The sequence below is a fragment of the Arthrobacter sp. P1_B9 genome, from assembly GCF_056406495.1.
The window spans coordinates 322,447-342,816 of record NZ_JBFUAA010000003.1; the positions used below are offsets into that span (position 1 = coordinate 322,447).

The 20,370-nt window shown below is 68.7% G+C and carries 20 protein-coding genes and 1 pseudogene; 8 read left to right on the forward strand and 13 right to left on the reverse strand.

Annotation, left to right across the window (positions count from 1 at the left end; genetic code table 11):
• Positions 1–7: 7 nt before the first annotated feature.
• The 9 genes from AC1D1A_RS06425 to AC1D1A_RS06465 form a co-directional block, all read right to left on the reverse strand.
• Positions 8–1,207, reverse strand: a complete 1,200-nt coding sequence (locus tag AC1D1A_RS06425; protein ID WP_476947360.1) for a thiolase family protein — start codon at positions 1,205–1,207, stop codon at positions 8–10.
• Positions 1,204–1,689: a 4-carboxymuconolactone decarboxylase gene (gene pcaC, locus AC1D1A_RS06430; protein ID WP_223914922.1), complete on the reverse strand. Its 486-nt coding sequence runs from the start codon at positions 1,687–1,689 to the stop codon at positions 1,204–1,206. The genes AC1D1A_RS06425 and pcaC overlap by 4 nt, the downstream gene beginning before the upstream one ends.
• Positions 1,686–2,504 (reverse strand): alpha/beta fold hydrolase, encoded by an 819-nt coding sequence (locus AC1D1A_RS06435; RefSeq protein WP_476947361.1) that lies wholly within the window; start codon positions 2,502–2,504, stop codon positions 1,686–1,688. Before AC1D1A_RS06435 ends, pcaC begins: the two co-directional genes overlap by 4 nt.
• Positions 2,497–4,044 (reverse strand): lyase family protein, encoded by a 1,548-nt coding sequence (locus AC1D1A_RS06440; RefSeq protein ID WP_476947362.1) that lies wholly within the window; start codon positions 4,042–4,044, stop codon positions 2,497–2,499. The genes AC1D1A_RS06435 and AC1D1A_RS06440 overlap by 8 nt, the downstream gene beginning before the upstream one ends.
• On the reverse strand, positions 4,041–4,631 hold the full coding sequence (gene pcaG / locus AC1D1A_RS06445) for a protocatechuate 3,4-dioxygenase subunit alpha (protein WP_476850666.1): 591 nt from the start codon (positions 4,629–4,631) through the stop codon (positions 4,041–4,043). Before pcaG ends, AC1D1A_RS06440 begins: the two co-directional genes overlap by 4 nt.
• Positions 4,624–5,532 carry a protocatechuate 3,4-dioxygenase subunit beta gene (gene pcaH, locus AC1D1A_RS06450; RefSeq protein WP_476947363.1) on the reverse strand — a complete coding sequence of 303 codons (909 nt, stop codon included), beginning with the start codon at positions 5,530–5,532 and terminating at the stop codon, positions 4,624–4,626. Before pcaH ends, pcaG begins: the two co-directional genes overlap by 8 nt.
• Positions 5,533–5,573: 41 nt before the next feature.
• Positions 5,574–7,547: a bifunctional sugar phosphate isomerase/epimerase/4-hydroxyphenylpyruvate dioxygenase family protein gene (locus AC1D1A_RS06455; RefSeq protein WP_476859622.1), complete on the reverse strand. Its 1,974-nt coding sequence runs from the start codon at positions 7,545–7,547 to the stop codon at positions 5,574–5,576.
• A complete protein-coding gene (locus tag AC1D1A_RS06460; RefSeq protein WP_230007572.1) occupies positions 7,547–8,428 on the reverse strand; it encodes a shikimate dehydrogenase in 882 nt (293 codons plus the stop codon). The genes AC1D1A_RS06455 and AC1D1A_RS06460 overlap by 1 nt, the downstream gene beginning before the upstream one ends.
• A gap of 186 nt (positions 8,429–8,614) precedes the next feature.
• A complete protein-coding gene (locus AC1D1A_RS06465; protein ID WP_476947364.1) occupies positions 8,615–9,457 on the reverse strand; it encodes an IclR family transcriptional regulator in 843 nt (280 codons plus the stop codon).
• Between the two features lie 225 nt (positions 9,458–9,682).
• Here AC1D1A_RS06465 and AC1D1A_RS06470 point away from each other — a divergent pair, with 225 nt between their 5' ends.
• Entirely contained in the window at positions 9,683–10,999 is a 1,317-nt protein-coding gene (locus tag AC1D1A_RS06470) for an MFS transporter (protein WP_230007574.1), read from the forward strand.
• A gap of 126 nt (positions 11,000–11,125) precedes the next feature.
• Here the strand turns inward: AC1D1A_RS06470 and AC1D1A_RS06475 are convergent, their stop codons facing one another.
• Positions 11,126–12,211, reverse strand: coding sequence for an ATP-dependent DNA ligase (locus AC1D1A_RS06475; protein WP_223914914.1), 1,086 nt, complete (start codon positions 12,209–12,211; stop codon positions 11,126–11,128).
• A gap of 118 nt (positions 12,212–12,329) precedes the next feature.
• Here AC1D1A_RS06475 and AC1D1A_RS06480 point away from each other — a divergent pair.
• From AC1D1A_RS06480 to AC1D1A_RS06490, 3 genes and pseudogenes are all read left to right on the forward strand, one after another.
• A pseudogene (locus AC1D1A_RS06480) lies at positions 12,330–12,476 on the forward strand (LLM class F420-dependent oxidoreductase); the annotation flags it as partial.
• A gap of 71 nt (positions 12,477–12,547) precedes the next feature.
• Entirely contained in the window at positions 12,548–14,299 is a 1,752-nt protein-coding gene (locus AC1D1A_RS06485) for an alpha-amylase family protein (protein ID WP_476947365.1), read from the forward strand.
• Between the two features lie 134 nt (positions 14,300–14,433).
• The gene (locus AC1D1A_RS06490) at positions 14,434–14,670 is read left to right on the forward strand and encodes a hypothetical protein (RefSeq protein WP_018775353.1); all 237 of its coding nucleotides are present in this window, start codon (positions 14,434–14,436) and stop codon (positions 14,668–14,670) included.
• 4 nt (positions 14,671–14,674) lie between these two features.
• On the opposite strand, the gene AC1D1A_RS06495 is transcribed toward AC1D1A_RS06490, so the two are convergent.
• From AC1D1A_RS06495 to AC1D1A_RS06505, 3 genes are all read right to left on the reverse strand, one after another.
• Positions 14,675–15,001 carry a MoaD/ThiS family protein gene (locus AC1D1A_RS06495; RefSeq protein ID WP_476850672.1) on the reverse strand — a complete coding sequence of 109 codons (327 nt, stop codon included), beginning with the start codon at positions 14,999–15,001 and terminating at the stop codon, positions 14,675–14,677.
• A gap of 15 nt (positions 15,002–15,016) precedes the next feature.
• Positions 15,017–16,141: a WD40/YVTN/BNR-like repeat-containing protein gene (locus AC1D1A_RS06500; protein WP_476856785.1), complete on the reverse strand. Its 1,125-nt coding sequence runs from the start codon at positions 16,139–16,141 to the stop codon at positions 15,017–15,019.
• A 78-nt stretch (positions 16,142–16,219) separates the two neighbouring features.
• Positions 16,220–16,432 carry a hypothetical protein gene (locus AC1D1A_RS06505; RefSeq protein WP_028277621.1) on the reverse strand — a complete coding sequence of 71 codons (213 nt, stop codon included), beginning with the start codon at positions 16,430–16,432 and terminating at the stop codon, positions 16,220–16,222.
• Positions 16,433–16,582: 150 nt separating this feature from the next.
• On the opposite strand from AC1D1A_RS06505, the gene AC1D1A_RS06510 reads away from it, so the two are divergent.
• The 4 genes from AC1D1A_RS06510 to AC1D1A_RS06525 all read left to right on the forward strand — a co-directional run bounded on the left by AC1D1A_RS06510 (position 16,583) and on the right by AC1D1A_RS06525 (position 20,370).
• Positions 16,583–17,080 (forward strand): universal stress protein, encoded by a 498-nt coding sequence (locus AC1D1A_RS06510; protein ID WP_476850674.1) that lies wholly within the window; start codon positions 16,583–16,585, stop codon positions 17,078–17,080.
• 214 nt (positions 17,081–17,294) lie between these two features.
• Positions 17,295–17,654, forward strand: a complete 360-nt coding sequence (locus AC1D1A_RS06515) for a metal-sensitive transcriptional regulator (protein WP_230012592.1) — start codon at positions 17,295–17,297, stop codon at positions 17,652–17,654.
• Between the two features lie 67 nt (positions 17,655–17,721).
• The gene (locus AC1D1A_RS06520) at positions 17,722–17,952 is read left to right on the forward strand and encodes a heavy-metal-associated domain-containing protein (RefSeq protein WP_028277624.1); all 231 of its coding nucleotides are present in this window, start codon (positions 17,722–17,724) and stop codon (positions 17,950–17,952) included.
• A 117-nt stretch (positions 17,953–18,069) separates the two neighbouring features.
• Positions 18,070–20,370: a heavy metal translocating P-type ATPase gene (locus AC1D1A_RS06525; protein ID WP_476947420.1), complete on the forward strand. Its 2,301-nt coding sequence runs from the start codon at positions 18,070–18,072 to the stop codon at positions 20,368–20,370.

A 20,370-nucleotide genomic window follows, 5' to 3' on the forward strand; every position in this document is an offset into this window, starting at 1 on the left:
CTGTCCTCTATGCCGCATCGCGGGAAGTTACGTTTTCGAGCACGACGGCGAGGCCCTGGCCGACGCCGATGCAGATCGCGGCGACGCCCCAGCGCTGCCCGGAGGCCTGCAGGGAACGGGCCAGGGTGCCCAGGATCCGCCCGCCGGAGGCGCCGAGCGGGTGGCCCATGGCGATCGCGCCGCCGTGCCGGTTCACGATTCCCGCRTCGATGYCCCAGGCGTTGATGCAGGCCAGGGACTGCGCGGCGAACGCCTCGTTCAGTTCGACGGCGCCGACCTGGTCCCAGCCGATCCCGGCCTTGGCGAGGGCCTTGTTCGCTGCCTCGACCGGGGCGTAGCCGAAGTACTGGGGRTCGTTGGCGTGCGCGCCGCGCCCGGCGATCCGGGCCAMAGGCTCCAGGCCCAGGAKCCCGGCGGCCTTTTCACTGCCCAGCCACGCCGCGGACGCGCCGTCGGAGAGCGGGGACGCGTTCCCGGCGGTGACGGTGCCGTTCCCGGTCCGGAACACGGTCTTGAGCCCGGCGAGCTTCTCCGCCGAGGACCCGGGACGGATGCCCTCGTCGCGGACCAGGTCCGTGCCCGGGACCGGGACGACGAGGTTGTCGTAGAAMCCCTCGTCCCAGGCCGCGGCGGCGAGGTTGTGGGAGGCGGCGGAGAACTCGTCCTGCTGCTCGCGRGTCACGCCGTACTTCTCCCGGAGCCGTTCGGTGGCCTCGCCCAGGGAGATGGTCCAGTCCKYCGGCATGGCCCGGTTCACCAGCCGCCAGCCCAGCGTGGTGGAGGCCAGGGTCAGGTCCCCGGCCGGGTAGGGCYTCTCGGTCTTCGGCAGCACCCACGGGGCCCGGGACATCGATTCGGCGCCGCCGATCAACATCAGCTCGGCGTCGCCGGTGTTGATCTGGCGGGAGGCGATGATCGCCGCGTCCAGGGAGGACCCGCAGAGCCGGTTGACCGTGGTGCCCGGGACCGAGACGGGCAGCCCGGCCAGCAGGGTGCCCATCCGGGCGACGTTGCGGTTCTCCTCGCCGGCGCCGTTCGCGTTGCCGAACACCACCTCATCGATCCGCTCCACGTCCAGGGCCGGGGCGCGCTTCACGGATTCGCGGATCACGTGCGCGGCGAGGTCATCCGGGCGGATCCCGGCGAGGCCGGAACCGAACTTCCCGAACGGCGTCCTCACAGCGTCATAGATAAATGCCTGATTCATGGGTTCTTGTCCGTTTCTGCTTCGTCCATGGCTGCGTCGTCCATGGAATGGAAGACCTGCTGGGCGGTCTTGAACGCGGTGTTGGCGGAGGGGACCCCGCAGTAGATGGCGGTCTGGAGCAGGATTTCCTTGATCTCGTCCCGGCTCAGGCCGTTGGTGATGGCGGCGCGGATGTGCATGGCCAGTTCTTCCCAGTGCCCGTGGGCCACCATGGCGGTCAGGGTGACGGCCGAGCGCATCTGGCGGCTGATCCCGGGCCGGGTCCAGATGCCGCCCCAGGCGATCCTGGTGATCATGTCCTGGAAGTCCTCCGTGAAGGAATCCTTGTTTGCGTTGGCGCGGTCCACGTGCGCGGCGCCGAGGACCTCGCGGCGGACTTTCATGCCGCCGTCGTAGATCTCCTGGCTGGTCGCGCCGGGCTGGACCACACCGTTGCGTTCAGGCCCGTGGAGTTCAGCACTGCCGGTTTCGGAGAGAGTCATGCTCCCGCTCCCTGGGACTCGGTCCAGGTGATGAGGCCCATGAGCAGCTCGGCGACGTGACCCGGCGCCTCGAACGGCGCCAGGTGTGCCACGCCCTCCAGGCTGACGGCCGTGGCAGTGCCGCCGCCGGAGGTGATGCCCGCGGCGACTTCCCCGGCCATCGACGGCGGGGCGACGTCGTCCAGGGCGCCCGCCACAACCTGGGTGGGGACGCGGATGGTGCCGAGCTGATCCCGCACGTCGAAGCCGGCCAAGGCCTCGCAGCAGAAGGCGTAGCTGAAGCGGTCGGCGTCCCGGAGGCTGTGCAGGAGCCGGCTGCTGAGCTCCGGCTGGCTCTCCATGAAGCCCGGCGCGAACCAGCGCTGCGCGGAACCCTGGATCATCACCGGGGTTCCCTGCGTGCGCACGGTTTCTGCGCGTTCCAGCCAGCCCTCGGGAGTGCCGAGCTTCGCGCCGGAACACTGCACGGAGAGGCTCTTGAGCCGGTCGCCGTGCTTGATGCCAAGCTGCAGTCCGGTGGCGCCGCCGAGGGATACCCCGGCGTAGTGGAAGCGCGCGCCCGGGGCGATCGAATCGACCAGGCCGATCACTGCATCCGCGAGGTCGGCGACCGTGAAGGTCTCCTCCGCCGCGGGCGAGACGCCGTGCCCCGGCAGGTCCCAGGCGATGACGTCGACGTCGGCGCCCAGCAATGTGCCGGCCTGGCTCCACAGCAGGGAGGATGTTCCGAGCGAGGGCCCGACGATGAGGAGGGGCTTGTCGCCGAGTTCGCGCTGGGGCGACAGCAGGACTGCTTTGACGGTGGGTCTAGCCACGGGAAGCTCCGTTCTGGATTTGGTGGGCGAGGGCGCCGGCCTGGCCGGTGTCTTCCGGATACGCCGCGAGGATGCGGCGGGAGATCTCAACGGCCTGGCCGAGGTAGTTGGCCGGGTTCAAAAGTTCCTGAAGCCGGGCGTCGCTGAGCAGCTCCTCCGGGACAGCGGCGCGGAGCAGTGCCCGGTAGGTGTCCGCCTGCTCCGCAGCCGGGGCCAGGAGCGTTTCGTCCACGACGGCCTGCAGCCGCTGTTTCCCGGTCCGGGCGGCTCCCGGGCCGGCACCGGTCCCGTCCACAACGGTCCCGTCCAAAAGCGGTGCGACGGCGGCGTTGACGGCTTCGGAAAGCAGCAGCGGGCCGCCGAGCTCAAGGTTGCGGCGCATCGCTCCGGGGAAGACCGCCATCCCTTCGGCCAGTTCGCGCAGCTGCACCGCGGCGCCTAGGGCCAGGCGCAGCAGCTGGCGCAGGGCCGCCCATTCGCTGTGCCAGGCGCCGTCGGGGCGTTCGTCGTTGAAATTGGCGGCCGCGAGATGCAGCTGCGCGGCCAGGGCCGGGGCCTGCAGGGCGGCGCTGCGGATCAGCACGGAGAGCACGGGGTTCTGCTTCTGCGGCATGGCCGAGGACACGCCGCGCCCCGCGACGCGCGGTTCCGCGACCTCGGCAACTTCGGGCCGGCTCAGGAACAGGACGTCTGCGGCCATCTTTCCGGCCGCGTCGGTCACCGCCGCCAGCGCGTCGCCGAGCGAGGTCACGGCCAGCCGGTTGCTGTGCCAGGGGGCAGGAACGGGAGCGAGACCCAGGCGGGCGGCCAGCCGGTCGGCGAGGTCAAACGGGGACAGCGTCCCCGCGGCCGGCCCAGCGCCGTCAGTGAGTACAGCGCCGTCAATAAGTACAGTGCCGTCAATAAGTACAGTGCCGGAAGCCAGGGTCCCGGCGGCGCCGCCGGTCTGTACCGGCAGTTCGAGGGCCTCGAGCCGGCCGGCCGCGGCGGCCAGCCCGCTGAACCATTGCGCGGCCCGCAGCCCGAAGGTGTAGGGAAGCGAGTGCTGGGTCAGGCTGCGGGCCACACAAAGCGTGTGCCCGTGGGTTTCGGCGAGGCCGGCGAGGGCGGCCGTTGCCGACCGGAGCTCCGCGAGCAGTTCGCGGATGGCCCCGGCGGCCAGCACCATCAGGGCAGAGTCGAGCACGTCCTGGCTGGTCAGCGACGTGTGAACGGCGCGGACGGCGCCGAGTCCGGCGGTGTCCAGGTTCCTGACCTGCTCCCGGAGGTCGGCGAGCAGCGGGATGACGGGGTTGCCGCCGCCTTGGGCCCGGACGGCGAGGCCCGCGACGTCGTACCGCTGCACGTCCGCGGCGGCGGCCACCACCGCGGCGGACCCGGCCGGGGCCAGGCCAGCCTCGTCCAGGACCGCCGCCCAGGCGGCCTCGACCTTGAGGATGGCGGCGAGCACCGCACGGTCCCCGGTCAGCGCCGCCACCAACGGCGACGCCGACACGGGACTGAGCAGGCCGGCGTCGCCGTCGGTTTCGAAGAAGGTCACTTGGAGGCACCCTCGGCGCTGCTGAAATCCAGGAACACGGTCTCGCCCTCGCCCTGGAGGCGGATGTCCCAGTTCAGTCCGCCGTCGGGATCCCGGCGTGCGATCAGGGTCCGGCGCCGGTCCGGGTCAAGCGAGCTGAGCAGCGGATCCTTGGCCAGGGCTTCCTCGTCTTCCGGCAGGTAGACGCGGGTGAACAGGCGGTTCATCAGGCCCCGGGCGAAGACGGCGACGGCGATGAACGGCGCCGCACCCTCCTCGGTGGGGCCGGGGTTCACCGTGGTGAAGGTGAAGGCGCCGGTGTTGCCGACAGCGCTGCGGCCGAAGCCGGTGAAGGTGTAGCCGTCCCGGACCAGGGAGCCCGTGCGGTGCGGGACCTTGCCGTCCGCGTCGGCCTGCCAGATCTCCAGGATCGCGTCCGGGATCGGGTGCCCGGCGCCGTCATAGACGGTGCCCTGGAGCCGGATGGAACCCGGGGATCCGGGAGCCAGGAGCTCGCGGTCCTTGGCGAAGGGCAGGGCGTAGCCATAGAACGGCCCCACGGTCTGGCCCGGTGTCGGAGTGAGTTTACCCACGGCGTTGCTATTCATTCTCATCGCCTCCTGCGCCCAATGCCTCGTTTTCGGTCCAGGTCCGCTTGGACCCGGTCAGGACGATGTCCCAGTTGTACGCCAGAGCCCATTCAGGCTTGGTCTGCTCGTGGTTGTAGGTGGCCACGAGCCGGTCGCGGGCATCCTGGTCCACGATCGACTGGTAGATCGGGTCCAGCGGGAACAGCTGGTCACCGGGGAAGTACATCTGGGTGACGATCCGCTGGGTGAACTCTTGCCCGAACAGGGAGAAGTGGATGTGGGCCGGGCGCCAGGCATTGAGGTGGTTCTTCCACGGGTAGGCGCCGGGCTTGATGGTGGTGAAGCTGTAGGAGCCGTCCGCGCCCGTGATGCAGCGGCCGACGCCGGTGAAGTTGGGATCCAGCGGTGCAGGGTGCTGGTCACGCTTGTGGATGTAGCGGCCGGCGGAGTTCGCCTGCCAGATTTCGACAAGCTGGCCGGCGACGGGGCGTCCGTCGCCGTCGAGCACCCGGCCGGAGACCACGATGCGTTCGCCGAGCGGCTCGCCGTTGTGCGCGATGGTCAGGTCCGCTTCCAGCGCGTGCACGTCCATGTGCCCGAACGCCGGCGAGTACAGTTCGATGGTTTCCGGATCCGCGTGGTGCAGATCCTTGGTGGGGTGGCGCAGGACGCTGCTGCGGTACGGCGCGTAGTCGAGCCGCGGCTGGGTTTCGGCCGGGGCTCCGCCTTTGAGGGCGTGCGCGTACGCTTCGCCGATCGCCTTCATCTCGGCGCTGAGGTCCGCCTGCGACTCCGCGGCAGTATCCAAGGCATGCGCGGCGGGCGCATACGTCTTTGGTGCGGCCTCCGTGGCTTCGTCGGACACGTCCTCGGTGATCGGGTCGGCGTTGAAGACGTCGAGGTTGATTTCTTCAGGCACAGCAGCCTCCTTTCGTTGGTGTGTTTGTTGTTCGGATGGGGTCAGGAAGTACGGGTCAGCTGGTGCAGGTGGTCGTACTGGACGGCGTGCCGCACCGGGGCGTTCGGGGCGCCATAGCCGTCGTAGGCACCGCGGCGCTCCACCATTTCGAAGAACACGCTGCCCACCGTGGCGGTGTAGAAGTGCAGGAACTCGCCGTCGGCGTCGCGGTCATAGAGCAGGTTGAGCTCACGGAGCGTGGCCAGGAATTCCGGGTCCAGAGCGAACCGGGCGTCGAGGTCCTCGTAGTAGTTCGCGGGGATCTGCAGGAAGTCCAGTCCGCGGTCCCGTGCGGCCCGGGCCGTGGCTACGAGGTCATCCACGGCGAAGGCGATGTGTTCCTGGTAGCCGGGGCGGTGGCCGGTGCCGGCAGTCCCTTCCTGCTGGATCAGCGGGGCCAGGTTCAGCACCAGGCGGACGCCGCGGTCCTGCGTCAGCATCACCTGGGACCGGACCAGCCCGGTGGGGCTGGCCACCTCGGCGAACGGCTGCGGTTCCAGTGCGAGGGCGCTGGTGTAGAAGAGCACGGCCTCGTCGAAGTGCTGCCACGGCTGCGCGAGGTTCACGTGGTCGATCACCGCGCCCGGGTGCTCTGCCGGGTCCGCCGCGGCGACGTCCAGGCCGTCGCCGAATTCCCGGGTCCACGCGGCGGTGCCGTCCGGGCTGCCCTGGCAGAGGAAGATTTCGGTGGAGTCCGGCGCGGCGAAGCCCTGGAAGACTTCCTCGTTGGCCTGGCTCTTGCGCGGCACGGCGGGGGCCTTGAGCTGCCGGGCGCGGGCGGCGGCGATAACGGGAGAGTCGACGTCGAAGCCCAGGGCGGAGATGGCAGGGGCGGCGGGAGCCGGCTGGCCGGTACCGGCGGCAGCGGCCGCCGTGCCGATGGCTGCCGGTTCTTCGTTGATGATCACGCGCGCGTGGCCCATGGTCCACAATTGCACATCCTTCGTGCGATGCCGCCCGTTGAACGCAAACCCCAGCTGGCCCAGCAGGGTTTCCAGTCCGGCGGTGTCACCGGCCCGGACCTCGGCGAAGTTGAAGCCGGCGGGCTCGGCCACGCGGGGAAGCGTGGCAAGCTCCATGGGGTAGCGGCGCCGGGCACCGGACACCGGGCCTGCCGCCCCGCTGGTCATCCCGCCTGCTGCATTCGCCGGGTTTGCCTCGAGCCACGCGGCGCTCTGCTCTTCGAGCCAGATCAGCGACCGCATGGCGTCGACGGCGGTGCGCTCGACGTCGGCCTGGCGGAAGACGTCGTTGAACACTTCCAGTGACACCGGTCCCGTGTAGCCCGCGCGGACCACGTGGCCCATGAACTTGGCGAGTTCGAACTGGCCCTCCCCTGGAAACACCCGGTAGTGCCGGCTCCAGGACAGCACGTCCATGGACAGCTTGGGGGCATCGGCGACCTGGACGAAGAAGATTTTCTCCGGGTCGTAGGCCTCGATCGGCGCGGTATCCCAGTCCCGGGAGAGGATGTGGAAAGAGTCCAGGCAGGTGCCCAGGTTGGGGTGGTCCACCATCCCAACCAGCCGGTGGGCGTGCTCGTAGTCGTTCACGTACTTGCCCCAGGCCAGGGCCTCATAGGCGACCTTGACGCCGTGGTTACCCGCGAGGTCTGCGAGCCGGAAAAGCTGTGCGGCGCGGAGCTCGTCATCGTCGATCGTGGCGGTGCCGACGTTGGAGCAGAGCAGCATGGTGTCCATGCCCAGGCGGGACATGAGCCGGAACTTGGCGTCCGCGCGGCGCAGGTTGGCGGCTAGCAGGTCCTCGGGAACGCTGTCGAAGTCCCGGAAGGGCTGGTAGAGATCCAGGTTCAGGCCGAGGTCGGCGGCCAGCTTCCGGACGTCCTCCGGGCTCAGCGGGGACGTCACGAGGTCCTGCTCGAAGATTTCGACCCCGTCGAAGCCGGCAACGGCGCAGGCCTGCATTTTTTCCCGCAAGGTGCCGGATAGGCAGACGGTGGCGATCCCGGTGCGCATCAGGCGGGCACCTCTTCCGCGGCCACAAGTTCCAGGAAGTGGGAGCGCATGCGGTCGGCGTCGGCCTGGCGCCCGGTGAAGATCCGGAAGGCGTCCGCCGCCTGGCCCACGGCCATCCGGCCGCCGTCGAGCACCTCGCAGCCCTTGGCGCGCGCCTCGCGGACGAGCTCGGTTTCGATCGGCCGGTACACGATGTCGGCCACCCAGTGCCGGGACTCCACGAGGGACATGTCCAGCGGAACCCCCGGATGGGCGGCCATGCCCACGGGGGTGCAGTGCACCAGGCCGTCGGCCTGCGGCATGAGCTGCGGGAGCTCCGCCGTCGTCCGGGCGGTGACGGTCCGGTCCGGGAAGAACCCGGCGAGCTCGGCCGCCCGGGCGGCGGACCGGGCCGCGTCGGTGTCCACGAGGTCCAGCTCGCGGACCCCCGCGGTGAGCAGGGCGTAGGCGACGGCGGAGCCGGCGCCGCCGGCCCCCAGCTGCACCACGCGATCCAGGGTGGCGCCGGGAAGCCCGGAGGCCAGCGCCGCGGCGAAGCCGGAGAAGTCGGTGTTGTGGCCAATGAAGCGGCCGTCGCGGATCACCACGGTATTGACGGCGCCCAGGCGCCGGGCGTCGGCGGAGACCTCATCCAGGTACTCGAGCACGAGCTGCTTGCAGGGGTGCGTGATATTCAATCCGTTGAACCCGAGGCTTCGGGCGCCGGAGAGCAACTCCCCCACGGCCCGGCCGGGCAGGCCGAGTTCGGTGAGGTCGATGGGGCGGTAGAGGTACCGGAGGCCCTGCACGTCGCCCTCGCGTTCATGCATGTAGGGCGTGAGGGAGGGCATGACGCCGTCTCCCACGAGGCCCACGAGGAAGGACTCTGCTCGATTGCTCATCCAGTTTGCTCCTTTGACAACGGCACTCGGCGGGCTGCGACGCTTGCGGCGTCCGCGGCGGGCCGCGTGATAGGGATTACATTACAGACTTTGTTCACATGTTGCACTGTTGTTCGAATGACGAACATATTATTACGGCGCCAGCGTATTTCGGCGCCCGCTTTCATGAAGCCGGCTGGTCGGCCGTCACCGCTGGGGCAGCCGGGCCGACAGCTCGGCGGCCGCCGCCTGCAGCAGCGGCACGAGGGCCACGAGGGCCTCCATGCTCAGGCGGAAGACCGGGACCGCCGTGGCCAGCGAGGCGAAGGCGTGCCCCTGGGCGTTGAAAACCGGGACGGCGACGGCGCGCATGCCGAGTTCGTTTTCCTCATCCATGGTGGCGAAGCCCTGGCGCCGGACCTGCTCGATTTCGGCCCGGAAAGCCTCGCGGTCCGTAATGGAGAGCGCCGTCAGCGGCTCCAGGGGCAGCTCCTCGACGAGCTGGGCGCGGGTGGCGTCGTCGGCGAACGCCACCAGTGCCTTGCCCACCGAGGTGGTATGAAGTGCCCCGAGATGCCCGGGGTCGCTCGTGACCCGGAACGTCTGCGGGCCGTCCACCTTGTTCACCGTCAGGTGGTGGATGCCGTCCCGCACGGAGAGGATGGTCGCCTCACCCGTTTCCTCGGTCACGCGCCGCAGGATCGGCAGCGCCGTACCCGCGAAGCCGTGGTGGTTGGAGACGCGCTGGCCAAGCTGGAAGACCCTCAGTCCCAGGTGGTACCGGCGGCCGTCCGGCTCGTAGTCAACGAAGCCGTCCCGCGTCAGGGAGCCGAGCAGGCGGTAGGTGGTACTGAACGGCAGATCCGCGCGGCGGGAGATCTCCGCGGCGCTGGCGCCCCGCGGCTCGTCGCCCAGGAGGACCAGCAGGCCCAGGGCCTTGCCCACCATGTCCGTCCGCGAGTCCTCCCTGGCGGCCTTGGCAGGCTTCGAAGGGGCTTCCGCCCGATACGCGGAAGCGGCGGGAACATCTGTGGTTTGATTCACACTCATGCATCGATGTTCCCACATAGTGAGAGCTATTTCTAGATGGTGATTATTTTTGTTGACAAGTGACTGCGCTCACAGCCATGATTGCTACATCGCACAAGTAGCTTCCACCATGTGGCTACTAGTCCGGGTCTTTCCACGGACCTCCGGCTGCACCACACTTAAGCAAGCGGCAGCCGAGACCTTCCTGATCCATCCGCGACAACGTCGTCACACCAAAGGAACACCATGAGCCACACTGTCCCGTCCACGACGCCGGGTATAACCACAGGAGGGACGCCGAAGAAGGCGGCCCTTGCCAGCTTCCTGGGCAGCGCCGTCGAGTATTACGACTTCTTCATCTTCGGTTCCGCAGCCGCGCTGATCTTCCCGCATGTCTTCTTCCCCGATGCGGACACCAACGCGGCGATCATGTCGTTCGCCACCTTCGGCTTTGCCTACATTGCCCGCCCGGTCGGCGCCGTTATCCTCGGCCACTTCGGTGACAGGATAGGGCGCCGGAAGGTCCTCATGTTCACGCTGTTGCTGATGGGCGCTTCCACCTTTGCCATCGGCTGCCTGCCGGACTTCAAGACGGTCGGCTGGTGGGCCCCTGTCCTGCTGGTGCTGGCGCGTCTTTGCCAGGGCTTTTCCGCTGCCGGCGAGCAGGCCGGCGCCTCGTCCATGACGCTCGAGCACGCCCCGGACAACCGCCGCTCCTTCTTCACCTCCTGGACCCTGACCGGCACCCAGGGCGGCCAGATCCTTGCCGCCCTCGTCTTCATCCCGGTCCTCGCCCTGCCTGACGACATCAAGTACACGATCGGCTGGCGCATCCCGTTCTGGCTCAGCGCCGTGGTTGTGCTGATCGCGTTCTTCATCCGCCGCACCCTGCACGAACCGCCGGCGTTCGAGGAGGCCCAGAAGACCAAGCAGATCTCCAAGCTCCCCGTCGCGGACCTCCTCAAGAGCCACTGGCGCGATGTCCTCCGCGTCATCGCCTGCGCCTTCATCGCCGCCGTGTCCACCGTCTTCGGCACCCTGGCCATCAGCTACGCCAAGAACGTCGCCGGCGTGGACGGCACCACCACCCTCTGGCTCGTCGTCGGCGCCAACTTCATGGCACTGGGCACCCAGCCGCTCTTCGGCATGCTCGCCGACAAGATCGGCCGCAAGCCGGTCTTCATCTACGGCGCACTGTCCAGCGCAGCCCTGACCCCGGTCTTCCTGCTGAGCCTCGAATCCGGCAACGTCGCGCTGATGTTCCTTGCGGCAATCGCGTTCTTCTCCTTCGGCTACGCTGCGGCCAACGCGGTCTGGCCCTCCTTCTACGCCGAGATGTTCAGCACCAACGTCCGCTTCTCCGGCCTCGCAATCGGCACCCAGCTGGGCTTCCTGATGGCCGGCTTCGCCCCGGCGATCGTGGCGGCCATGGGCGGCATCCAGCCCGGCGGCTGGGTCCAGATCTCCATCTTCACCGCAATCATCTGCCTCATCGCCACCGTCGCGGCGCTGACGGCCAAGGAAACATTCCGGGTCCCCACCAAGCAGCTCGGCCAGCGGTAGCCCCCGCACCGGCAGCGGATCCCAACCGCACTTCCGCACAGCTTTTCCGCACCAACGACGGCGGCCCGTCCCTTTGGGGGCGGGCCGCCGTCGTTGATGCGTTGAGCGGGTCAGCGGGCTAACCGGTTAGCGGGCGGCGCCCAGTACCGCGGCGAGATCGAACTTCACCGGTTCCTCCAGCTGGTCATAGGTGCAGGAACGCGGATCACGGTCCGGACGCCAGCGCAGGAACTGGGCTGTGTGCCGGAACCGTTCGCCCTCCATATGGTCATACTTCACTTCCACCACGCGCTCGGGCCGCAGCGGGGTGAAGGACAGGTCTTTGCCGCCGCTCCACCGGCTTCCCTCGGCCTTCCGCGGAGTGCGCGCCCCCTCCTCCTGCCGGGCCCAGGCCCAGGGGTGGTCGTCAAAACCGGTGACCAGCTCCTGCAGCTCGGCAAACAGCTCCGCGCGCCGGGCCATCGGGAAAGCTCCCACCACGCCGACGTTCGCCAGCACCCCGGCGTCGTCGTAGAGCCCCAGGAGCAGCGAGCCGATCCGGTCTGGACCGGAGGTGTGCACGCGGTATCCGGCGAGCACGCAGTCCGCCGTCCGTTCGTGCTTGACCTTGACCATCGCGCGCTTGTCCGGCTGGTAGCTGCCCTCCAGCGTCTTGGCCACAATCCCGTCCAGTCCGGCGCCCTCGAACTGCCGGAACCAGCGCTGCGCCGTGTCCCGGTCGGAGGTCGCGGCTGTGAGGTGGACCGGCGCCGCGCTGGCTGCCAGTGCGCGCTCCAGCTGCCGGCGGCGCTCGGAGAAGGGTTTGCCCGTGAGATCCTCGTCGCCGAGGGCCAGCAGGTCGAACGCCACGAAGCGCGCCGGGGTCTGTTCCGCGAGCAGCTTCACCCGGCTGGCGGCCGGATGGATGCGCTGCTGGAGCGCGTCGAAGTCCAGCCGGTCACCGGAGGCCGCCACCAGGATGATCTCGCCGTCCACCACGCAGCGTTCGGGCAGCTCCGACTTCAGCGCCTCGACAAGCTCGGGGAAATAGCGCGTCATCGGCTTGCCGTTCCGGCTGCCGATCTCCACCTCGTCGCCGTCACGGAAGATGATGGAGCGGAACCCGTCCCATTTCGGCTCAAAGAGCCAGCCCGTTCCGGCGTCCGGCGACGGCAGGGCCGGCAGTGCTTTGGCCAGCATGGGCGCAATGGGAGGCATCAACGGCAAGTGCATAGCGCCCATTCTTGCGCCGCGGACCCGGGACCGCCAGCCCCACGCTGTGGGTCCTCGCGAGGGGCTCCTCAACTGGGGGCTCCTCGACACGGCCCGGCCCCGGCGGTAAACATGGGTGATGGCTACCATCGGGTTCCACGCCTCGCATGAGCAGATCAGCCCCCGGCGCCTCCTGCAGGACGTTCAACTGGCCGGGCAGGCCGGCTTCTATGCCGCCATGTGCTCGGACCATATTGAGCCGTCGTCCGCCCGGCAGGGCCACACCTTCGCCGAACACGTCCTCCCCCAACTCCGCCCGGCGGCGGGACAGGCTCCGGCCGGAACGGACGGTGCGCTGTGAGAATCGCCGAGACCTCGGACCTCTGGTGGAAGAACGCGGTGATTTACTGCCTGGATCCGGAGACGTTCATCGACGGCGACGGCGACGGCACCGGAGATTTCGGCGGACTGATCCAACGGGTGGACTATCTTGCCGCTCTCGGCATCACGTGCATCTGGCTCATGCCCTTCTACCCTTCCCCGGACCGCGACGACGGCTACGACGTCACCGACATGTACGGCGTGGATCCCCGGCTCGGAAGCCTGGGGGACCTGGTGGAATTCATCCGCACCGCCAACGACCGCGGCATCCGGGTGATCGCGGACTTCGTCATCAACCACACCTCCGACCGGCACCCGTGGTTCGTCCAGGCGCGCAAGTCCGTGGACAACCCCTACCGCGACTACTACGTCTGGCGGAAGGACACGCCGCCGGACACCTCGGACCAGGTGGTGTTTCCCGGCGAGGAAACGTCCATCTGGACCCAGGACAAGGCCACCGGTGAGTGGTATCTGCACATGTTCGCCAAACACCAGCCGGACCTGAACGTGATGAATGCCAAGGTGCGGGACGAGATTGCGAAGTCAATGGGATTCTGGCTGCAGCTGGGCCTGGACGGCTTTCGGCTGGACGCGGTGCCCTTCTTCCTGGAGCTGGTCGGCGAGCCCAAGGATGAAGCCGCGAAAATCGACCCGCACCAGTACCTGAGCGCCCTGCGCAGCTTCCTCAACCGCCGCCATGGCAGCGCGGTGCTGCTGGGCGAGGTCAACCTTCCATACAAAGAGCAGCTGAAGTACTTCGGCGGCCCTGCCGGCAACGAGCTGAACATGCAGTTTGATTTCCTCTCCATGCAGAACATGTACCTGTCACTGGCCCGGCAGGACGCCCGGCCGCTGGCCCGGACGCTCGGCAGCCGTCCGAAGGTCAATCCCGACAACCAATGGGCCATGTTCGTCCGGAACCACGATGAACTCACCCTGGACAAGCTCAGCGATGCCGAACGCGAGGAGGTCTTCGCGGCCTTCGGTCCGGATCCCGACATGCAGATGTACGGCCGCGGACTGCGGCGGCGGCTGCCCACCATGCTCGGCGGCGACCCGGCCAGGATCCGCATGGTGTACTCCCTGATGTTCTCGCTGCCGGGCACCCCGGTGCTCTTCTACGGCGAAGAGATCGGGATGGGCGAAGATCTGCGCGCGAAGGGCCGCTCGGCCGTCCGCTCCCCCATGCAGTGGGACCACACCGAAAATGGCGGCTTCTCGACCGCCCCGCCGGGGGACCTCGTCGCCCAGCCCGTGGACGGACCATACGGGCCCGCGCGCATCAACGCCGCGGCCGCGAAACGGGATCCCGATTCGCTGTGGAACTTCATCGCGACACTGATCCAGCGGTACCGGGAATGTCCCGAGCTCGGCTGGGGCAGGTTTGCCCTCATCAAGCAGGCCTCACCGGCAGTGTTGCTGCACCGCTGCACGTGGGACGGCTCTACAGTGGTGGTCGCCCACAATTTTGGCGCCGAACCGGCGTCTGTGACGGCCTCGGTGGTCCCGCCGAAAGGCGAGGAAGGCGGCCCGGAGGGTCCGGACGGGAAGGGCGCGGCGGGGCGGTCCTACGCCGGGGCCGTGCTCCGGGACCTGCTCGGCGGCGAGGACATCCCGCTCTCCGACGACGGCGCCTTCGAAGTTCCGCTGGACCGCTACGGGTACCGGTGGTTCCGGGTCGAGCGCCCGGGCGAACGCCAGCTCCCCCGAGGGCGCCCGCAGCCCTGATGGTGGCCGGTATCCGCTGCGCCCCCGAAATCTAACCGGCCCCTTACCGTGCCGAAACGCGGACGCAACATTGGCGCAGGAGACTGGAAGTGCCGGCAAGAGCAGGCACCGACTCCAGTCCAGGAGGCCCCGCCATGTTGAAGGAAGCGAAAGCCCATGTAACCCGCGTCCGCGCGCTCGACCAGCTGCACCGCGGCGACGAGATCGAGGCCCGCCTGCGGGTGGGCCCGAACTACGATGACGTCGTAATCCGCCGCGGCAGCGTTCAGGAAACGGCCCCCGGAATCGGCGTCGTCTGGATCATGGACCGCCACACCGGCATGCGCAAGGCCATCAATGCCGACGAATGCAGCGTCTGGCGGGTCGCCTGAGACATCAGCCTCCGGCCACCGACTGGATGATGAGGACTTCCTGGCCCGGCGCCACGGCAGTCACCAGACCCTGCAGCCGCCGGATTTCATTCCCGTTGACGTATATATTCACGTAACGGCGAACACTTCCGGTCTCGTCCCGCAACCGCCGCGACAGCGCCGGATAGCCCCCGGTCACCGTATCCAGCACCCACTCCACCGTCACCGCTGCCTCGGCGGGCGCAGTCAGGATGGACTGCCCGCCGGCGAGCGGTTGGAGGACGCTGGGCAGGACCACGCTGATCGCCGAGTCTGCCGGCATGGCGTCGCCGCTGATCTCGCCGCTGTTCATGCGCTTTTTACCCCTTCACGCCTGCGCCGGGAGCAGGGCAGTGGAGACCACGGCTGCCCGCACGCACAGCACATCCGGCAGGTGCGAGGCGACCTCGGTAAAGTGTTCTCCCTCGTCAGCGCTGGCGTAGACACTGCCGCCGCGCGTCCCGAAGTAGACGCCCGCAGGCTCCGCGCTGTCGACGCTGGCAGCATCACGGAGCACGGCGTTGTACTCGGCTTCCGGCAGCCCGGCATCGAGCCGTTTCCAGTTGGCGCCGGCGTCATCGGTCCGGTGTACGGCCAGCTTCCCGTCCGGTGGGATACGTTCGCCGTCAGCCTTCAGCGGGACCACCCAGGCGGTACCGGCCCGGCGCGGATGCGTCAGCATCACAAAACCGAAGTCCGCCGGCAGCCCTTCGGCGATCGACTCCCACGATTCGGCGCCGTCGTCGCTGCGGTACACGCCGTGATGGTTTTGCGCGTACAGGCGGCCGTCGACGGCGGCGTCGGCCGCGATCTTGTGGACGCACTGGCCGAATTCCGGGTTGGGATCCGGCATGAAGTACGCGGAAATGCCCTTGTTCCGCGGCTCCCAGGAGGCGCCGCCGTCGAGCGAGCGGTAGACCCCTCCGGTGCTCATGGCGACGTGGACTTTCTCGCCCGTGGGGTCGACGACGATCGAGTGCGCCGCAGCGCCGCCATAGCCTGCGCCCCATTCGCTGCGGTGCGGATGGTCCCAGAGGCCGCGGTTGAGCTCAAAGTGCTCGCCGCCGTCGGTGGATTTCCAGACCGAGATCGGTTCGCAGCCCGCCCACACGACGCCCGGGCGGGAGTCGGCGTCGGGATAGATCTGCCAGATCCGTTCCAGGGCGGCGTCGGTGCCGTCGGGGAACGTGATGGCGCCGTTTTCGGGTTCGGTCCAGGATCCGCCGAGATCATCTGAGTGGAAAACCGTGGGGCCCCAGTGCTCGGAGCGGACCCCCACCAGGATCCGGGTCCTGTCATCGCGGGTATCGATGGCGATGCTGGGCACCTCACTCATCAGAAAATGCGGGCCGGACAGCGACCAGTCCTTCCGGTCCCGGCTGGTCGCCAGCCAAAGGCCTTTCTTGGTCCCGATCGCCAGGACGTAACTCTCTGCAGTAGCCATGGGGTCCATGCAACCATCCCCGCCCGAAGGCCGCAACGGTTTTCTCCCCGCGCCCGCCGGCATGCGCTGCCGCGCCGGTGGCATCTTTCAGTCGACGAACTCCGACTGCGTCTCGATGAAGTCCCAGTCCGCGGCCGTCAATACGGCCGCGCCGGCGGCGGACGGCTCAGCCGGACCGGGCCCGCCGGCATCGGCGATTCCCCGCTGCACGGCCTCGGGCAGTTCAATGGTCCGCAGGTTTTCCCGAAGCCATTCCTTGCTCGCCAAATCCAGATCCAACCACCACATGTAGATCTCCACGGCGGCCACCTCCTCCTGTGTTCTTCAACCGTAGGCCCCACCCCCGGGCTGTTCAAGGGAGGCCGCGGCAAACGGCGCCCGCACCCTCCCGGGCCGGCAGACGGGAAGTAAGCCCCTGTTCAGGGCCGCACCCCGGCGCCAGAATGAAGTATGCCTGACGACTCCGCCCACGGCCCGGCGCCCCTCGTGGTGGGTGTGGTTCCGGGACAGCATCCGGAAGTGCTGCAGACGGCGGCATCCCTCGCGAAGTCCCTCGCCGCGCCCTTGATCTGCGCCTACGTGGACGAGGCCAGCTACCTCGTGGAGTGGGACCCGGCGCGGTCCGCGCACCGCCTGTCTCTGCACCCGGACGCGGACGACGCCCGGATCCGGGCCACCGCCCAGGAGCTGCGTTCCGCTGTTGAGGCACTCTGCGTTCCCCTGGGAATCGACTGGACGCTGCGCACCCTGGCCGGGGATCCCGCCCGGGCGATCGGCAGGCTGGCCGCGGACACCAACGCATCCATGATCGTGGTGGGGACCCCCGAACGCGGCATCGGCCACCGCATCTCCGCCGCGCTGAACGGCTCCGTGGCGGCATGGCTCAGCCACCATCAGGAACGTCCGATCCTGATCGTTCCGGGCGTCGCTCCGGCAGGAAGAAAATAAAGCGAAAGTACTTATTCAGAGCGCTGGTGTTACCCCACTACCGGCGAGTAAGCTCGATCTGTAGGCCGGAGGAACGGCCTACCCCAAAGCTGCTCCGGAGTGCGTATCCCCCAATAACGCACTCCGGAGCTCTTTGTTTTACCCAACATTCCACATGCTGCGCCGGCCGGGCCGCGGGCTTGAAACATACCCCTAGGGGGTATATGTTGAGGGCATGAGCGAGTCAGAAGTCCCCGGCACGGCACGTCTGGACACTGTTCCCCTTGACGCCCCGCCCCATGAACACGGCTACACGTCCAACAAGGACGCCTACCTTCGCCGTCTCAAGCGGATCGAAGGGCAGGTCCGCGGCATCGCCCGGATGGTTGACGAGGACAAATACTGCATCGACATCCTCACCCAGGTCGCCGCCGTCACCAAGGCCCTGCATGCCGTGAGCCTCGGGCTCGTCGAAGAGCACATCGGCCACTGCGTTGTCGGGGCCGCCGCCGAGCCAGACCCGGAGCTTCGGGCGGAGGCCATCGATGTCAAAGTCAAGGAGGCCACCGATGCCATCGGACGCCTGCTCCGCTAGTACCCGTACCACCCACCACACCACCGGGCCGGGGAACCACACCCGGCCCAGCGACAAGGAGCACCCCATGGCCCCCGTTTCCACCACCGTCAACGTTTCCGGCATGACCTGCGGCCACTGCGTGTCCTCTGTCAGCGAAGAACTTGAGGCGCTCTCCGGCGTCGAAAAGATCGACGTCGACCTCAACGCCGGCGGCATCTCCACCGTCACGATCACCTCCAACGAAGCACTGTCCTCCTCCGAAATCGGCGAGGCAATCGCCGAAGCCGGCTACCTCGTGGTCGCCAGCGAAGCCTGAGTGACAACAGCCCCGGGCGGGCGCAGACACCGGAACGGCAACCGCCGTCGGGCGCAGACACCGGAACGGCAGAAACCAATCGAGCCGAAAAAGAAGGGCGCCGTGAGCAGCGAGCAGTTGTTGGACCAGCAGTTGTTGGACCGGGCCGGGAGCCGTGTCATTGACCTCGATATCGAGGGCATGACGTGCGCCTCCTGCGTCAACCGGGTCGAGCGCAGGCTCGGAAAGCTCGACGGCGTCGAGGCCAGCGTCAACCTGCCCCTCGAGTCCGCCCGGGTCAGCGTCCCGGCGGACATTACCGATGACCAGATCACGGCCACTGTCGCGGCCGCGGGCTACAAGGCCACGGTCCGGTCCGCCAGGTACCCGGGCACGCCGGTGGAGGACGCAGGACTCCCGGCCGGCACCGATTTTCCGGCCGGCACAGCCGCACCCTCGCTTCGCCCGCGGCTGGTTCTGGCGGCCGTACTCACGGTCCCGGTCTTCGCGATCTCGATGATCCCGGCATTCCAGTTCCCGAACTGGGGCTGGGTGGCCGCGATCCTGGCCCTGCCGGTAGTTGCCTGGGCGGCGTGGCCGTTCCACCGCGCCGCGGCCATCAACGCGCGGCATCTGGCCTCGACCATGGACACCCTGGTGTCCATCGGCGTGATTGCCGCCTACTCGTTCTCGGTTGGGCAACTCCTTGCCGACCCGGGCATGACCGAACATCCCGCAGCGGAGGGCATGGGCTCCGGCGGCCTGTATTTCGAGGTCGCATCCGTGGTCACCACGTTCCTGCTGCTCGGCCGCTACCTCGAGGCCAACGCCAAACGGAAGGCGGGCGACGCCCTCAAGGCCCTCCTGGACCTGGGGGCCAAGGACGCTACGGTCCTGCGCGGCGGCACCGAGCACAAGATCCCGGCCGACCAGCTGGCCCTCGGAGACGTGATCGTGGTCCGCCCCGGCGAGAAGATCGCCGCCGATGGCGTCGTCATCGACGGCGCCTCTGCGGTGGACGCCTCCCTCGTGACCGGCGAATCCGTGCCCGTGGAAGTCGGCCCGGACAGCCAGGTCACCGGGGCCACCATCAATACCTCAGGCCGGCTCCTGGTCCGTGCCACCCGCGTCGGGTCCGAGACCACCCTGGCCCAGATGGGCAGGCTCGTCTCCGCGGCGCAGACCGGAAAGGCGCCGATCGCCCGGCTCGCCGACCGCATCAGCGCCGTCTTCGTGCCGGTCGTCCTGGTCATCGCCGCCCTCACCTTCGGGGCCTGGCTGATTGCGGCCGCACCGGCCGTCAGCGCCGACGAGGTCCGGGCCGCCTTCACCGCCGCCGTCGCCGTGCTGGTCATTGCCTGCCCCTGCGCCCTCGGGCTGGCCACGCCCGTCGGACTGCTGACCGGCACCGGGCGGGGCGCCCAGCTGGGGATCCTGATCAAGGGTCCGCAAGTCCTCGAGGACACCCGGACGGTGGACACGATCCTGCTGGACAAGACCGGGACCGTCACCACCGGCCGCCTTGCCGTGGACGGCGTCCAAAGTTTCGGGCCGCACAGCGAAGCCAAGGTCCTGCGCCTGGCGGGGGCCGTGGAAAACGCCTCCGAGCACCCGATCGCCCGGGCCATCGCCGCTGCGGCGTTGGGCGCGGCGGCGCGCGTGAACAACGACGGCGCGGGCCTCCCCGCCGTCGCCGGCTTCCGGTCCGCACCCGGCGGCGGAGTCGATGGCACGGTCGAAGGACGGCGCGTGGTCGCGGGGCGCACCGGCTGGCTGTTGGAGTCCGGCGTCGCTCCGGCCCCGGCTCAGCGCGAGGCGCTTGGTGCTGCCGAAGACTCCGGCGCCACGGCCGTCTGGGTTGCCGTGGACGGCGAAATCGCCGGAATCATCAGCCTGCGGGACACCGTTAAGCCCAGTTCCGCGGCCGCAGTTACCCGGCTCCGGGAGCTCGGGCTCCGGCCGATCCTGCTGACCGGCGACAACGCCACTGTGGCTGCCCAGGTGGCGGCCGCCGTCGGGATCAGCCCGCGCGACGTCTTTGCCGGTGTGCTCCCGGCGGGCAAGGTTGAGGCCGTGCGGACGCTGCAAGCGGCCGGCGCCACTGTGGCCATGGCCGGGGACGGCGTTAACGACGCCGCGGCGCTGGCGCAGGCGGACCTGGGCATCGCCATGGGCTCCGGCACCGACGTCGCCATCGAGGCAGCCGATCTGACGGTGATGGGCAACGACCTCGGACAGGTGGCGCAGGCGATCGAGCTTTCCCGCCGGACGCTCGGCACCATCAAGACGAACCTCTTCTGGGCCTTCTTCTACAACGCCGTGGGCATCCCGGTGGCAGCCCTGGGCCTGCTCAACCCGATGATCGCCGGCGCCGCCATGGCCGCCAGCTCCGTGCTGGTGGTGGCCAACTCGCTGCGGCTGCGCAGCTTCGGAAAGTAG